The 14,954-nt window shown below is 50.5% G+C and carries 15 protein-coding genes; 2 read left to right on the top strand and 13 right to left on the bottom strand.

The window, feature by feature from the left end; all coding sequences use genetic code 11:
- Window positions 1–16 precede the first annotated feature (16 nt).
- From CHB83_RS13755 to asnB, 12 genes are all read right to left on the bottom strand, one after another.
- On the bottom strand, window positions 17–421 hold the full coding sequence (locus tag CHB83_RS13755) for a polysaccharide biosynthesis C-terminal domain-containing protein (protein ID WP_089333040.1): 405 nt from the start codon (window positions 419–421) through the stop codon (window positions 17–19).
- 2 nt (window positions 422–423) lie between these two features.
- On the bottom strand, window positions 424–1,323 hold the full coding sequence (locus CHB83_RS13750) for an NAD-dependent epimerase/dehydratase family protein (protein ID WP_089333039.1): 900 nt from the start codon (window positions 1,321–1,323) through the stop codon (window positions 424–426).
- A complete protein-coding gene (gene rfbG / locus CHB83_RS13745) occupies window positions 1,320–2,393 on the bottom strand; it encodes a CDP-glucose 4,6-dehydratase (RefSeq protein WP_089333038.1) in 1,074 nt (357 codons plus the stop codon). The genes CHB83_RS13750 and rfbG overlap by 4 nt, the downstream gene beginning before the upstream one ends.
- Window positions 2,394–2,395: 2 nt before the next feature.
- Window positions 2,396–3,166, bottom strand: a complete 771-nt coding sequence (rfbF, locus tag CHB83_RS13740; RefSeq protein ID WP_089333037.1) for a glucose-1-phosphate cytidylyltransferase — start codon at window positions 3,164–3,166, stop codon at window positions 2,396–2,398.
- Window positions 3,167–3,329: 163 nt separating this feature from the next.
- On the bottom strand, window positions 3,330–4,442 hold the full coding sequence (locus CHB83_RS13735; RefSeq protein ID WP_089333036.1) for a DegT/DnrJ/EryC1/StrS family aminotransferase: 1,113 nt from the start codon (window positions 4,440–4,442) through the stop codon (window positions 3,330–3,332).
- A gap of 17 nt (window positions 4,443–4,459) precedes the next feature.
- Window positions 4,460–5,401 (bottom strand): glycosyltransferase family 2 protein, encoded by a 942-nt coding sequence (locus tag CHB83_RS13730; RefSeq protein ID WP_089333035.1) that lies wholly within the window; start codon window positions 5,399–5,401, stop codon window positions 4,460–4,462.
- 72 nt (window positions 5,402–5,473) lie between these two features.
- The gene (locus CHB83_RS13725) at window positions 5,474–6,409 is read right to left on the bottom strand and encodes a hypothetical protein (RefSeq protein ID WP_089333034.1); all 936 of its coding nucleotides are present in this window, start codon (window positions 6,407–6,409) and stop codon (window positions 5,474–5,476) included.
- Window positions 6,406–6,816 carry a sugar 3,4-ketoisomerase gene (locus tag CHB83_RS13720; RefSeq protein ID WP_045687112.1) on the bottom strand — a complete coding sequence of 137 codons (411 nt, stop codon included), beginning with the start codon at window positions 6,814–6,816 and terminating at the stop codon, window positions 6,406–6,408. The genes CHB83_RS13725 and CHB83_RS13720 overlap by 4 nt, the downstream gene beginning before the upstream one ends.
- A 103-nt stretch (window positions 6,817–6,919) precedes the next feature.
- Entirely contained in the window at window positions 6,920–7,864 is a 945-nt protein-coding gene (locus CHB83_RS13715) for a UDP-glucuronic acid decarboxylase family protein (RefSeq protein WP_045687111.1), read from the bottom strand.
- A gap of 84 nt (window positions 7,865–7,948) precedes the next feature.
- Window positions 7,949–9,286, bottom strand: a complete 1,338-nt coding sequence (locus CHB83_RS13710) for a UDP-glucose dehydrogenase family protein (protein WP_045687110.1) — start codon at window positions 9,284–9,286, stop codon at window positions 7,949–7,951.
- Window positions 9,287–9,341: 55 nt separating this feature from the next.
- Window positions 9,342–10,073 carry a glycosyltransferase family 2 protein gene (locus CHB83_RS13705; RefSeq protein ID WP_089333033.1) on the bottom strand — a complete coding sequence of 244 codons (732 nt, stop codon included), beginning with the start codon at window positions 10,071–10,073 and terminating at the stop codon, window positions 9,342–9,344.
- 91 nt (window positions 10,074–10,164) lie between these two features.
- Window positions 10,165–12,072 carry an asparagine synthase (glutamine-hydrolyzing) gene (asnB, locus tag CHB83_RS13700; protein ID WP_089333032.1) on the bottom strand — a complete coding sequence of 636 codons (1,908 nt, stop codon included), beginning with the start codon at window positions 12,070–12,072 and terminating at the stop codon, window positions 10,165–10,167.
- Window positions 12,073–12,194: 122 nt separating this feature from the next.
- On the opposite strand from asnB, the gene CHB83_RS13695 reads away from it, so the two are divergent.
- Window positions 12,195–12,692, top strand: coding sequence for an acyl-CoA-binding protein (locus tag CHB83_RS13695; protein ID WP_052694920.1), 498 nt, complete (start codon window positions 12,195–12,197; stop codon window positions 12,690–12,692).
- Between the two features lie 106 nt (window positions 12,693–12,798).
- Here the strand turns inward: CHB83_RS13695 and CHB83_RS13690 are convergent, their stop codons facing one another.
- A complete protein-coding gene (locus CHB83_RS13690; protein WP_089333031.1) occupies window positions 12,799–14,208 on the bottom strand; it encodes an FAD-binding oxidoreductase in 1,410 nt (469 codons plus the stop codon).
- A gap of 195 nt (window positions 14,209–14,403) precedes the next feature.
- Here CHB83_RS13690 and CHB83_RS13685 point away from each other — a divergent pair, with 195 nt between their 5' ends.
- A complete protein-coding gene (locus CHB83_RS13685) occupies window positions 14,404–14,934 on the top strand; it encodes a C40 family peptidase (RefSeq protein ID WP_089333162.1) in 531 nt (176 codons plus the stop codon).
- Window positions 14,935–14,954: the final 20 nt, after the last annotated feature.

The following is a 14,954-nucleotide window of genomic DNA, read 5'->3' as shown; positions in this document are numbered from 1 at the left end:
TTACAGCATTTATCAATTATTGAGCGAATGGAATAGTATCAATAGGGTCATATAGCTGATCTGTATAAGCTAATAGGAGAAAATCATTTGCATTACTAGTATTAAGGAATGTATGCGCTACATTGTTAGGAATATAGACTGTACAAGGTTCGGAAGAGTGCAAAGTTTTCGCAAGCTTTTCGCCAGTCTTAATATCTGTAAGTTTAAGCTCACACTCTCCTTGAATAAGAGTAAACCACTCATTCGCTTTGGGATGATAATGGCCTCCTTTAGCTTCACCTGGTTTTGCTGAAGTAAGGTAAATCTCACCTGTGTATGCAGGCAACCCTTCCTCAGTTCCAGTCAGCACTTTTAAAAAATAGCCTCTACTATCAACAAGAATACGTCTGTCAATCAACTGTATTTTCTCAGAAAGTCCCATATTTACAAGTATTCTTTTATTCCTTCTTTAATTCCAATGGTGGGTTTCCACTGAGAAATATGCTTACCAACCTTCTCAGTGTTAAGAGCAAGGTATTTCATGCCTTCATCTCTTGTACTAAGCGTCCCTAGGGCGCTATTAGCACTATCATTGAACAGGGCATATATATAGTGAATGAGTTCTGCTATCTGGATAGGCGGTTCATTCGCTACGTTATAAATACTTTGCGGGTAATCATTTGAAGCAAGCAGTTGCACCAAGGATACAACATCCTTGCAGTGAAGGTATTGCCTTACCTGTAAGCCTTTGCTTAGTTGTACTGGTTTTCCTTTACTTAAGGCTTCAACTATGTAAGGTATTAAACGAGAGTCATTTTCTTTATTACCGTATATTGTTGGTAGAATTAAATGAAAGGCTTTTACTGAATATAAACTATTGCTAATAAATTTAGTCAACAGCCTTTTAGATGAACAATAATGATTTGGTATTTTACGTTCGCTATTAACTATTTCGCTTTCGTTAAACGCATGCACATGTTCATTGTCACCTATTTCAAAATAAGATCCAAAGCTTATCCATTTACCAGAAAATTTCTTCTCAGATAAATAGTTAATTATCCTTATCGGTAAAAAGGCATTAATCTCATATATAAGTGAAACGTCAAAAGCCTTATTCGCTTGAACGCCTGTAGCAGCACAATAAATAACAACATCTTGGTCAAGCAAAGAAGATAAATCAAACCCATTCTCAGGATATCTAAAGTACTCAAAGGCTATGTTTGCCTTTTTATTACTTGGCGCTTCTTTACCAAAAAGACGAATGTAATGGGCATCATCTTTACATAATTGTTCAATTATGTAAGAAGCCAGAAGTGAATTAGATCCTATTATAGAAATTTTCATATCGTAGAATACCGTTGTATCGTTTTTATCGTATACTCCAATATTTGTGAGCTTTCCGCACAAAATATCTTATACCAATTTATAGTCTCTTGTATAGCCTCCTCAGATTTATATTTTGGCACCCAATGTAACTGGCTTGTTGCCTTGCTGATATCAAGTTTTAATAACCCTGCTTCGTGTGGCTGATTAGCCAATATAGAAGACTCATAACTGCCACTGCCCCAAACCGCAATAGCTGTTTCAACTACTTCTCCAACAGTTTTATTATCCTCTGCCTGAGGGCCAAAATTCCAAGCACCTCCATATTGCTTAGGCTCATTTGCAAGTTTAGCCCCTAGCAATAAATAGCCACTTATTGGCTCAAGAACATGTTGCCAAGGCCGCACAGCTTTCGGGTTCCGAACAGTAACAGGCACGTCGTTTCGCAGAGCCCGCACTATATCCGGAATAATACGGTCCTTGGCCCAGTCGCCGCCGCCAATCACATTGCCCGCGCGCCCAACGGCAATACCTTTCCGGTGCTGCTCGTATGCGGCTGGGTTAAAGAAGGATTGCACATAGGAGTTGATAACCAGCTCTGCGCAGGCCTTGCTGGCGCTGTACGGATCATAACCACCTAGCCGGTCGGTTTCACGGTAGGGATATACCCACTCTTTATTCTCGTATACCTTATCGGTGGTGATAAGAACGATGGTGCAGGGCTTCTCTAGCTGGCGCACCGCATCCAGTACGTAGGCCGTACCAATTGCATTAATGGCAAAGGTGTCGGCGGGTATCTCGTAAGAAAGGCGCACGAGCGGCTGGGCTGCCAAGTGAAATATAAAGTCGGGCTGGAACGCCACAATTTCCGCTTCCAGCTTTTCCCGGTCGCGCAAATCGGCAATGACTGATTCGCACAGCGTGTCGCCCTGAATCAGGTTGTACAGGTCTTCCTCTTGCTCGGGAGCCAGGGCATAGCCCTTTACTTGAGCACCCAGCATGTGTAGCCACTGTAATAGCCAAGCGCCTTTGAAGCCGGTGTGCCCGGTCAGGAACACTTTTTTACCCTGGTAAACTGCTTTCAGGTCCATACCTACCACGTTTTCCACTTTGCCACTCCGTTCCGCAAGTCGTTTTCCAGCTCTATTTTGTCGCGTAGGGTATCCATGGGCTTCCAGAAGCCGTGGTGCTTGTAGGCCTGCATCTGACCGGCAGCGGCAATACGCTCCAGCGGCTCCCGCTCCCAAATGGTTGCGTCGTCTTCGATGTAGTCTATTACGGCTGGCTCGCACACGAAGAATCCGCCGTTAATCCAGGCACCGTCGCCCTTGGGCTTTTCCGTAAAGGAAGTCACGGCATCTTGCTCACCAAAGTTGAGTGCTCCAAAACGGCCGCTGGGCTGCACCGCCGTAACTGTGCACAGCTTGCCACTCTGCTGGTGCTGCTCCAACGACTCACGAATATTTACATCCGCAACTCCGTCGCCGTAGGTTAGAAAGAAGGTTTCGTTGCCGATGTGCTGCTTTACCCGCTTTATGCGCCCACCCGTCATGGTTTCCATGCCGGTATCTACGAGGGTAATATTCCAGGGCTCGGCGAAGCTGTCGTGCACCTGCAAGGAGTTCTCCTTCAGATTTATGGTTACGTCTGACTTGTGCAGGAAGTAGTTGGCAAAGTATTCCTTTATAACGTAGCCTTTATAACCGAGGCAGATAACGAAGTCATTGAAGCCATGTGCCGAATAGATTTTCATAATATGCCAGAGAATGGGCATATCACCAATTTCTACCATTGGTTTGGGCTTGAGCACCGTTTCTTCGGAAAGACGAGTACCTAGGCCACCAGCAAGAATCACAACTTTCACAGGAGCATGAATAAAGTTTACCTATCAACCACACCTTGTCAGAGGAGCAGCATTATTCCAATCTACCTTGCAAAGCTAGCTATTATCAGCTTATCAGTTACACAATAAGCCCACAGACAGTAAGCCCACACCTGCCAACGCCCGCTACGGGCGGCAGCTCACCTTAGCGCGCAGCAGCAAAAAAACGCCTGATACACGCACACACGAAAACAACCTGTTCCAACGTCAGACCCGGCCACAGCGGAAGGCTTACGCTAGTACGGGCTAGCTCTTCGGCAATTGGAAATTGCCCTGCCTGAAATTCCAGGTGTTTGTAAGCAGGCTGTAGGTGGGCCGGAATTGGATAATGAATGAGCGTACCGATTCCGTGTTGCGTTAAGTACTGCTGCAACTCGTCGCGGTACCGGGTACGAATCACGTACACATGATACACGTGCGTACAGGCAGTGGCCGTTTGTGGTAATACAATTTCTGGAATGCCGGTTAGGTGCTGGGTATACCACGCTGCAAGCTGCTGCCGCTGCTGGGTCCAGTGGTTTAAGTAGGGTAGCTTAACCCCTAGAATAGCGGCCTGCAACTCGTCGAGGCGGGAGTTGTACCCCACCACTTCATTCCGATACTTCTGCTGGGAGCCGTAGTTTCGCAAGGTTCTGATTTGCGCCGCCAGGAATGCATCATCCGTTGTTACGGCCCCGGCATCCCCCAGGGCACCCAGGTTTTTGCCGGGGTAAAAGCTTACTGCGTTTACCTGCCCAAAGCTACCCGTAAGCCTGCCCTGGCAACTTGCCCCTTGAGCCTGGGCATTGTCCTCCACTACACATAAGTTGTAGCGTTGGGCAATTTGCATGATGGCGTCCATCTGGCAAGCCTGCCCGTATAAGTGCACTGGCAGTATGGCCTTCGTTCTGGCCGTAATGGCTTCTTCTAGCCGATCTGGGTCTAGGTTATAGGTATCGATACGCGGCTCAACGGGCACGATGGTAGCCCCTACGTACGACACCGCCAGCCAGGTGGCGATGTACGTATTGCTGGGAACTAGCACCTCATCACCAGGCCCCACATTCAGGGCCCGCAAGCATAGGTGGAGCGCATCCAGCCCGTTTGCTACCCCCACGCAGTGGCCTACTTGGTTGAAGGCGGCATAGTCTTGTTCAAACCGTCTTACCTCCTCCCCTAGTACATACCAATGGCTGTCGTAGACTCGGGCCATAGCCGCTACTACTTCTTCCCGAATAGGGTCGTGCTGACCGGCAAACGAGAGAAACGGAATTTGCATGAACGTCCCTACTTGATTTATGAGTTGGAAGGCTCGCGTACTTCCTTTACTACGTATAATGGCCGATTGCGCGCGGCATCCAAACTACGCCACACGTACTCTCCAATGATACCAAGGGCCATCATCTGAAAGGCGGACACGAACAGCAGAACGACCATGAGCATGGTCCAGCCGGCGGGCTCCTGCACACCACTTAGGCGCAGCAATACCAAATAGCAACCGTAGAGCAGGGCAATAACTCCCAGGCTAATTCCCACGGCCGAAATGGCTCGAATGGGAAAAAACGAGAAGGACAGAAAAGAATCCAGGAACAGCTTAACCTTCTTGGAGAGCGTCCAGCGGGAGCGGCCTATCTCCCGGCGGCTGCGCACATAGGGAATGTTGACATAAGCATGACCCAGCCACGTCATCAAGTAGAAGACATTGCTGTTGCGCTCCTGCAACTGCACAATCTGCTCGCGTATCTGCCGGTCGAAGAACACGTAGTCGAACCCGCCGCGGGGAATGTTTCGCAAGGCAAAGCGGCGCATCAAGCCGTGAAATACCCGTGCCAATAGCTTCGTAATGGCATCTTCCTGGCGGTCCTGCCTATTGCCAATAACGAGTTTAATTCCCTGCTGCCAGTACTGATACATGGCTACCATTAGCTCAGGAGGGTCTTGCATATCGGCGGTGATAATGACGTTGCAGTCGCCGGTAGCATGAGCCATACCTGCCACAATAGCGTTGTAAGAACCTACGTTGCCCGCTAGTTCTACTATCCGCACCTTACCCGGCTGGCGCTCTTGAAAGGCGCGCAAGGCGGCTACTGTCCCATCCCCGGAGCCATCATCTACCAGCACATACTCGAAGGTGACTTCCGATGGAAAGCGAGCTTCATTGAGCAGCAGGGCTTCGGTAGTAACCGGAATATTGGCTTCGTTGAAATAACAGGGAATGATAATGGACAGCTTGGGCATGCGCACAAGGTAGTGGATGACGGCTGGTGCAGCACACGCACCTTGCCTGAAAATGGCGCGAAATAAAAGGTTTTACCCACCTGAGGTGGCCCAACGGATGGTATGCGTAACGGTCCCTAATCGGAACCCCAATTGCTCGGCATTGTGCACGGCGGCCCGGTTAGTAGCCTGCGTTGTCATCAGCATTACGCTGGCATGGTTGTCTTTCGCACGGTACAGCGCCTCACTCAGTAGCTTCCGATGCCACCCTTTATTGGCGGGTCCTACCGCCGCTAACACGGCTCGAGCTACGTCTAGCCCTGAGGTGCTGGAAGAGGCGAAGTAACTCAGGGCCAGAAAGCTATCTAGCACCACGTCGGGGTCATTTGGTACTAGTACTTCATTGCAATAGCCGGCAACTGCTGCGGCCGCGTATTCGGCTAAAAATGTGTCGGCTTGCTGCTTCGTAAAAAAGGGATCTGCATGAAATCGATCGTAGGGGTTGGCATTGTTGCGCGAAACTTCCCCGATTGTAGACTGCTCCGCACGTGTAGCAGCACGTACTGGGTAGCGCGCCTCAGCTAAAGTATTTAACGCATCGTGCACGTAGTGCAGTCGGGTTTCTAGTAGTTGCCAAGCGGCTTCATTCAACCCTTGCAGGACCCGAATATCCTCAACGGGCACTTCCATTACAGCGTACCGTATGCCTTGCGCCTCCAACTCACGTACAAACCGTCTTACACTTTCTAGGGACAAGGCAGGAGTAGCAAACAGGATGGCACGCACCTTAACCGTAGGAACCCCTGCTATCTGGCTATCCCACCGAAGTATTTGGTATAGAAAGCTGGTAGCAGTAGCTGAATCATCCCACCGCCGCTCATCAACTGCCGCTCCAAAGTGTAGGAGACGCTGTTCTTCTTGCTCTCCAGCCGTAGGGCTAGGTAGCGACTTACGATAAATGAAATGATACGGGGAGTAGAAAGGCAGCACCGCCCTGCGAGCTGCTACAGCTGTTGCTAGCGAGTTCATAGCCGCTTAAACTCCGCGTATTCACGAATGTAGTCCGCTTCCTCATAGAGCGTGGAGGCCAACACGAGTTGCACCGCATTGTGCGAATACTGCATCGTGTGCCAGCAATAGGGCGGAATGTACACGCCTACGTTAGGCTTTTCCAGTACAAACGTCTGTAGCTCCTGATTTGGCATTTCCGTGAGCACTACAATACGACCAGCTACGGCTACTAGCACTTGCTCTGTACGGTAATGCGCATGGCGGCCACGCACAATACTTTCCGGCGTAAAGTATGTCCAGTAGCTGCGCTGCGTGGTAAATGGAATGCTAGCGCCTGCTTCTGCTACGGCTATGTACCCAGTTCCTGATTCTCCCGTGGTTGGGAAGGTAATCAAATGGGGTTTCAGGGCAGGATCAGGCGGCATAGTAAGTAAGGCAACAGAACAAGTAGCCCACGAAGTAAAAGAAAAATCCTTGCCCGTATGATAACAGGCAAGGATTCTCCATCACTCAGAACATGTGCGGCTTTTACTTCACGTGCTCCTTAAAGTACTCCAGGGTACGACGTAGACCTTCTGCGCGGTCAACTTTCGGCTCCCAGCCAAGGATTTCTTTCGCCTTGGTGATATCCGGACGACGCTTCATGGGGTCGTTTTCGGGTAGCGGACGATAGTCGGGCTTGAACTCTACGCCGGTTAGACGAGCAATTTCTTCACCGAACTCCTTGATCGTGATTTCGGAGGGGTTACCGATGTTCACGGGCAGGTGGTAATCGCTCAGCAACAGGCGGTAGATACCGTCTACGAGGTCGTCCACGTAGCAGAAAGAACGCGTCTGCATGCCATCACCGAACACCGTCAGGTTCTCGCCGCGCAGCGCCTGCGACAGGAACGCTGGCAGTACGCGGCCGTCATCGAGGCGCATACGAGGGCCGTAGGTATTGAAGATGCGGATGATGCGGGTTTCCAAACCGTGGTGGTTATGGTAGGCCATGGTAATAGCCTCCTGGAAACGCTTGGCTTCATCGTAGCAGCCGCGCGGACCTACGGGGTTTACGTTACCGAAGTACTCCTCTACTTGGGGGTGAATTTCGGGGTCGCCGTATACCTCTGAAGTGCTGGCAATCAGCATACGAGCACCTTTCACGCGCGCCAGACCCAACAGGTTGTGCGTACCGAGTGAGCCTACCTTCAGTGTCTGGATTGGAATTTTGAGGTAGTCGATTGGAGAAGCTGGCGAGGCGAAGTGCAGGATATAGTCCAGCTTGCCGGGCACAAACACAAACTTCGATACATCGTGGTGATGAAACTCGAAGTCCTCCTTACCGAACAAGTGCTCGATGTTCTTCAGATCACCCGTAACCAGGTTATCCATGGCGATGACGTGGTAACCCTCCGCCAGGAACCGGTCGCAGAGGTGAGAGCCTAGAAAGCCCGCACCGCCGGTAATTAAGACGCGTTTTTTGTCAGACATAGTGTAAAACGTTGAATCTCTTGAATGGAGGAGCTAGTCTTGGTAGGGCAGCTCCTTTTCGGCTATTAGCGTAGTAACCGAGAACTATGCTGGCTCGTGGTGAGCCGTCCGGATACCAATGCAGTGGTAAGCAAAACCGGCTTCTTTCATTTCGGCTGGGTCGTAGATGTTACGACCGTCGAAAATAACTTTCTGCTTCAGCAAGCGGCCTACTACATCGAAGGAAGGTGAGCGGAACTCAGGCCACTCGGTTACAACTAGCAGAGCGTCGGCATCTACCAATGCATCGAACTGGTCTTTCGCATAGGTGATGCTATCACCAAGGGAGTGCTTTGCCTCGGGCATTGCCACTGGGTCGTAAGCCGATACGGTGCAACCTTCAGCCAACAGTTTTTCAATGATAACCAACGAAGGAGCTTCGCGCATATCATCTGTCTTGGGCTTGAACGACAGACCCCAGATTGCCATCTTCTTACCTTTGAGGTCGTTGCCGAAGTGTTTTTTCACTTTGCTGAACAGCACCTCTTTCTGGGCCTCATTTACTCCTTCTACCGCCTGCAGTACCTGCATCTGGTAGCCGTTCTCAGAAGCCGTTTTGATGAGGGCCTTCACGTCCTTGGGGAAGCAAGAGCCGCCGTAACCGATACCAGGATAGATGAACTTAGTGCCGATACGAGCATCGGAGCCAATGCCTTTACGCACCATGTTTACATCAGCACCCATGATTTCGCACAGGTTGGCAATGTCATTCATGAACGAAATCTTGGTAGCCAGCATAGAGTTGGCTGCGTACTTCGTCATCTCGGCCGAAGGAATGTCCATGAAGATGATGGGGTGACCATTGAGCAGGAATGGCTTGTAGAGGCGGCTCATTACCTCTTCAGCACGCTCCGAAGAGATGCCTACCACAATACGGTCAGGCTTGAGGAAGTCATCGATGGCAGCACCCTCTTTCAGGAACTCGGGGTTAGAAGCAACATCAAATTCGATGTCGGCGCTGCGCTTAGCCAAAGCGTCCGCAATTTCCTTGTGCACCTTAGCAGCAGTACCAACGGGAACCGTGCTTTTCGTAACAATAACACAATAGTTATTGATGTTTTCGCCGATGCTACGCGCCACTGCCAGCACGTACTTCAGGTCAGCAGACCCATCTTCGCCGGGAGGCGTGCCCACTGCAATGAATGCAACATCGCAGCCCTGAATGGCTTCCGCAATGTTGGTAGAGAAGTGCAGACGGTTGGCAGCCACGTTGCGTGATACCATTTCCTCCAAGCCCGGCTCATAAATGGGTAGGATGCCCTTGTGGAGGTTGTCAATTTTTTTCTGGTCGATGTCGATACAAGTGACATCAATGCCTACCTCGGCAAAGCAAGTGCCTGTTACAAGGCCCACGTACCCGGTACCTACTACTGCAATTTTCATATGGAGAGAAAGAGTATGGTGTTACTGATGAAAAGGTGTTTCAAATACCCTGCGGTTAAGTGAAAAGGCCATATTTAATGATGCAGTAAATAGCCCTGAAGCCGTCGCGCCAGCCGATTTTTTTGCCTTCTGCGTATGTGCGGCCGTAGTAGCTAATTCCTACCTCATAAATACGAACATTAGGAATACGCGCGATTTTAAGGGTTACTTCGGGTTCAAAGCCAAAGCGCTTTTCCTCTAAATGCAACCCCTGTACTAAATCCCGACGAAAAAGTTTATAGCACGTTTCCATATCCGTCAGGTTAAGATTGGAAAAGGCATTTGACAGCATTGTCAGCCAGTGGTTACCGATGCTGTGCCAAAAGAACAGGATTCTGTGGGGTTTTCCACCCATAAAGCGCGAACCATACACGACATCGGCCATGCCACGGAGTACTGGACGCAATAGGACGTTGTATTCTTCCGGATCATATTCAAGGTCAGCATCCTGGATGACAATATAGTCACCAGTTGCTTCTCGAATACCAGTGTGTAGTGCTGCGCCTTTTCCTTGGTTTACAGTATGTTTCCGATATTTAATAGGAAGATCCGGGTTTGCAGCCATATAGTGCTGCACCGCTTCTTCCGTGTTATCCTGTGAGCAGTCGTTTACAATAATGACTTCTTTTTCAATATCTGCTAAAAGCTTTACTGCCTTCACCTGATTTAAAATCAAGTGAATAGTAGCACCCTCGTTATAGGCTGGAATAACGATAGAAAGCTTACGCGGCGGGCCTATAGAGCTCATCAAACGGATATGGAAGTTGGAATCGGCCGGCAAGTTATTTCAATACAGGAAAGAATCTACTATGCCTTTGCCATGATGAACACGGCTGAGCTTAGGCCATCATCCATTTTTTCCACCACCATTGAAAGACAATCAGTGCCCAGATGCGAGCGTGTACATCGCCAGGACTACGCGAAAAAAGCTGGGTTTTCAGCGCCTGAATAGCCGCTACATCAAATACCCCTTGGGCTTCAACAAAAGCATCAGAAAGCAAATCATCCTCAATTAGGGGGCGTAGCTCGCCACGGAACCACTTCAACAGCGGAACTTCAAATCCGTGCTTCGGACGTTTATACAGTTCCTCAGGGAGCATTGGCCGGAAGGCATCCTGCACGATTTTCTTTTTCATGTTCGCGTCGATTTTGCTTTCGACGGGCAGTGAAAAGGCAAAGCGTACCACGTTAGGATCGAGGAAAGGGGGGCGTACCTCCAGGGAGTTAGCCATGCTCATCAGGTCTACCTTGGTGAGCATGTCATAAGGCAGCACCAATTTGGTATCCGTGAGCAACACCTCGTTCAGGTCGCCATCGGCGTGCAAATCTTCCAGAATGTCTTTACGACGCTTGTCGGCCAGCTTTTTACCTACTTTGCGGCGAGCAGCCGGGCTCAACAAAGTTCGCGCATCCTTTTCCGAAGCGAAAGAAGCCCAATCCCAATACCGGTCTTTGGGGCCGCTAAGCATACCGCGAGAGAAGCGCTGAAACTGCCGGACTTTGTTGCCGAAGAAGGAGTTGCGCGACTTGGGCAGCACATCCCAAAGTAAGTTCAGGCCAGTTACTGCTTCAGCCTTGAAACCGCCTTGCCGCACCTGGAACTCGCCCATGTGCTTATTGTAGCCCCCAAATAGTTCGTCAGCACCATCGCCAGACAGCGCAACGGTTACTTTCTCGCGCGTGCGCTTGCTGAGGATGTATACAGCCAACGCGGAGGAATCGGCAAACGGCTCGTCGATATAGTTCAGGACATCAAAGATGTGGTCGTAGAGGTCCTGATTCGTAAGCGAAAAAACGGTGTGGTTGGTTTTGTAGCGGTCTGCAACCAGCTTAGCATACTTCGTTTCGTCGAAGAAAGGCTCGTCGCGGTAACCAATGCTGAACGTATTCAGATGCTGGGTATGGCGCGAAGCCAAAGCAACAATAACGCTAGAGTCGATACCGCCACTGAGAAAAGCACCCAGGGGTACGTCGGCTACCAAACGGCGGGCTGTAGCGTCGTCGAGCAAATCAACGAGCTTCTTCTGCTGCTCCTCGTAGCTGAGCTTGATCTTATCAACCTTTTTGGGATCGTAAGGAATTTTATACCAGCGTTTACGCACCACTTTCTTGCCTTTCATGTACAAGTAGTGGCCGGGCAACAGCTTCTTTACTCCCCGAAAAATAGTGGCTGGACCTGGAATGTAGTTGAGCTGCAAGTAGTGGCTCAACGACACATAATCTAATTTGCGCGGAATCCCGAGGGCCAGCAACGACTTCATTTCAGAAGCAAACATCAACTTGTCCTCGTCGCGGTAGATGAGTAAGGGCTTTTCCCCCATCCGGTCGCGGGCCAAGAACATAGAATCTTCTTCTTTGTCATAAATGGCAAAGTCGAAGAAACCGTTCAGCTTCTTAAGAAAGTTGCGTCCTTCCGAAATATATAGCTGTAGTACTACCTCCGTATCCGTTTGGGAGTGGAAGCGGTGACCTTTGCTGATCAACTTCTGGCGCAACTCCTTGAAGTTGAAAATCTCGCCGTTGAATACAATAGTATAGCGTCCCGATTCATCCGTCATGGGCTGGTTGCCATCGGCGGTGAGGTCGAGGATGGCCAAACGACGAAAGCCTAACCCGCACCGATCATAGACGAAATGGCCCTGCGAATCGGGCCCCCGGCTGGAGATGGCGTCAGTTGAGGCTCGTAAGGAGGCCAGCGAGCTACGGCCCGCTTCAGTAAAGGCGAATATTCCAGTAATTCCACACATAGGGCGGGCAAAAGTACGAACTATCAGGACTTGAGTTCTGAAAAACTCCGGCCGCGGCTCGCAACCAAAGCCGTGCCACGTTAGTACACCCAGTAAAATTTCCCTTCTAGCCCGCCACCTCTATGAATTTGCAAGACCAGCTTAGCCTGCAACGAGAGTTTGAAGCCGCTGTATCGCGCGTGGACGCACTGCCCGGCGACAAAGCTGCTGCCCATATGACCGAATTGTACGGCCTCTATAAACAAGCCACTGAGGGTGACCATGATACTAGTGGTGACGAAGTAGGCGATGATACCCCTGATAACCCAAGCGGCCCCCAGGGAATGTCGCAGGCACAATGGGATTCGTGGAGCCGTTTCAAAGGCGTTAGCGAAGACGACGCCAAACGTCAATACGTCCAGAAAGTGGCTGAAATAGCCGGGCCGGTTGGTGAGAAAACCACCATTATAACCGGCAACGGCCAGCCAGCAACCGGCTCCCAACTGTCGGGGGATGGTAACACTACTACCTCTCAGCAACCCGATAGCGCTCCAGGTATTTCACAGGGCGGCCTACAGGGCGATATTACTGCCGGTGCCCCTTACGGCGGCGAAGACAAACTAAAAGGCGAACAGCAGTAGTCTGCCAGTTCTCTTGCTAAACAAAAAAGCCTCGTTGAATACGAGGCTTTTTTGTTTGCCGTAAGCAGCTAGCGGTTTTACACCATTTACCTAGTCGGTATTCTGACTAGAAGATCTTACCAGGATTCATGATACCGCGGGGGTCAAATACCTGTTTGATTCCACGCATCAAGTTGAGTTGCGGCTCTCCCAGTGCAATACCGATGTACGGCTTCTGCACCAAGCCAATTCCATGCTCACCGGAAATAGTACCACCGAGGCGTACGCAAAGTCGGAACAGTTCCTTGATGGGTTCTTGCAGACCATGGTTCCACATTTCGTCATCCAAATCACCCCGGATAATGTTGACGTGCAGGTTTCCGTCGCCAGCGTGCCCGTAACACACGGAGTTGAATCCATAGCGTTGTCCTATCTCCTTTACTCCCTGCAACAGAGTAGCCAATTCGGCGCGAGGCACTACCGTATCCTCTTCTTTATACACCGAATTGTAGCGCACTGCATTACCAATGTTGCGACGGATGCGCCACAAGTCGTCTTTTTGCCCAGCTGTATCGGCTAGCAGAATCTCATCTACGTCGTAGTTCTCCAACACTCCATACACAGCTTCGGCCTCCTTATAAAGCTGGTCGAGGTCTTGGCCGTCGAGCTCGATCAGCAAGTGGGCCCGGATATCTTCGGGTAAGCTTAGCGGAATGTTAAGGTAGCGCGACGACCACTCAATGGCTTCCCGCTCCATAAATTCCAGCCCGGAGGGCACAATACCAGCCCGGAAAATAGCAGATACGGCAGCGGCAGCCTCCGTCTCTTTGCGGAAAGGAGCTAGCAGCAGTAAGTTTTGCTGCGGGTAAGGCAGGAGCTTAAAGACAATGCGAGTTATGATACCCAATGTACCCTCCGAGCCGACCATGAGCTGGGTAAGGTTATAACCCGTGGCATTTTTGAGCGTGTTCGCCCCGGTCCAGATAATATCGCCGGTAGGCAGCACTACCTGCATATTAAGCACGTAGTCTTTCGTTACGCCGTATTTTACCGCTTTGGGGCCACCGCTGCTCTCACTCAAGTTGCCCCCTAAAAAGCAGCTTCCTTTGCTGGCTGGGTCTGGAGGGTAGAATAGCCCGACTTCCTTAACAGCATTTTGAAATACTTCCGTTACTACGCCCGGCTCCACAGTTGCCTGCAGATTGCGCTCATCTATTTCAATGATTTTGTTGAGGCGCTCAGTGCTGAGCACTACCCCATGATGGATGGGTAGCGCCCCCCCCGATAAGCCGGTACCCGCACCGCGAGGCGTAACGGGAATATGATGTTCGTAGCAGAGGCGAACAATCTGACTTACCTCCTCGGCGTTAGCGGGGCGCACAACCACGTCGGGAGCGAAGTGGAAGTCCTCGGTATGGTCGCGACCATAGTCAGTGTACACATCGGCTTCAACGGTTTGCGCGGTTAGCACATGAGCCGGCCCCACAATGGCCTCAAAAGCGGTGACGAGAGTGGGGGTCAAAACTTGATATTCCATATATAGAGGAGCGAAATGAGCACTTCACGTATCTTTGCCCCGATGCGGGAACACGACGTTACGAAGGTACGGCATTCAGGGCAGTGGCGCTGCTGGTTGTCGATGCTGTTACTACTGTGTGTAGGCTGGCTAGCTTCATGCAGTGGCACCAAGAAAGTAAACTATCGGAATGGCCGATACCACTCGGCCCGGGATATGGCTCGTATCAAGGCAGCTGAGCGGCGCCGGGGCGGCGCACCCGTGAGCAAATCCAAAACCAAAGTGGCTACTCCTGCTGGCAAAAGCAAGGTAACGGTCAAACGCCCGGCAGTACGCCACCCCTTTCCAGCCAATGTTCCGCGCAATGTGGTTTCCGTGATTGAAACGGCACGGTCATACGAAGGAACGCCCTACAGGTTTGGTGGCACTAACCGGCTAGGCATGGACTGTTCTGGGCTACTCTTCATGTCATTTGCAGCTATCAACGTTACTATTCCCCGTTCTAGCAACGAGCAGGCGGCATGGGGCGACCCAGTAAAACCGCAGAATTTACGGCCGGGCGATTTAGTATTTTTCGGTGCTTCACCTGGTAGCAATACCATAACGCATGTGGGTTTAATAACGGAAGCGTCCAACGAGAGTGTACAGTTTATCCACTCTTCCAGTTCTTTAGGTGTAGTAGAAAATGCGTTGGAGTCTGATTATTATCTAAGCAGATTCATTAAGGCAGTAAGACCAAGATTGTGAAATTCCCTCTTACCTTTGCG

The sequence above is a fragment of the Hymenobacter mucosus genome (genome assembly GCF_900188255.1).
In the GTDB taxonomy this organism is placed as follows: Bacteria; Bacteroidota; Bacteroidia; order Cytophagales; family Hymenobacteraceae; genus Hymenobacter; species Hymenobacter mucosus.
Note: the sequence above shows the minus strand (reverse complement) of the source record. Positions and strands in the feature narration are given on the sequence as shown.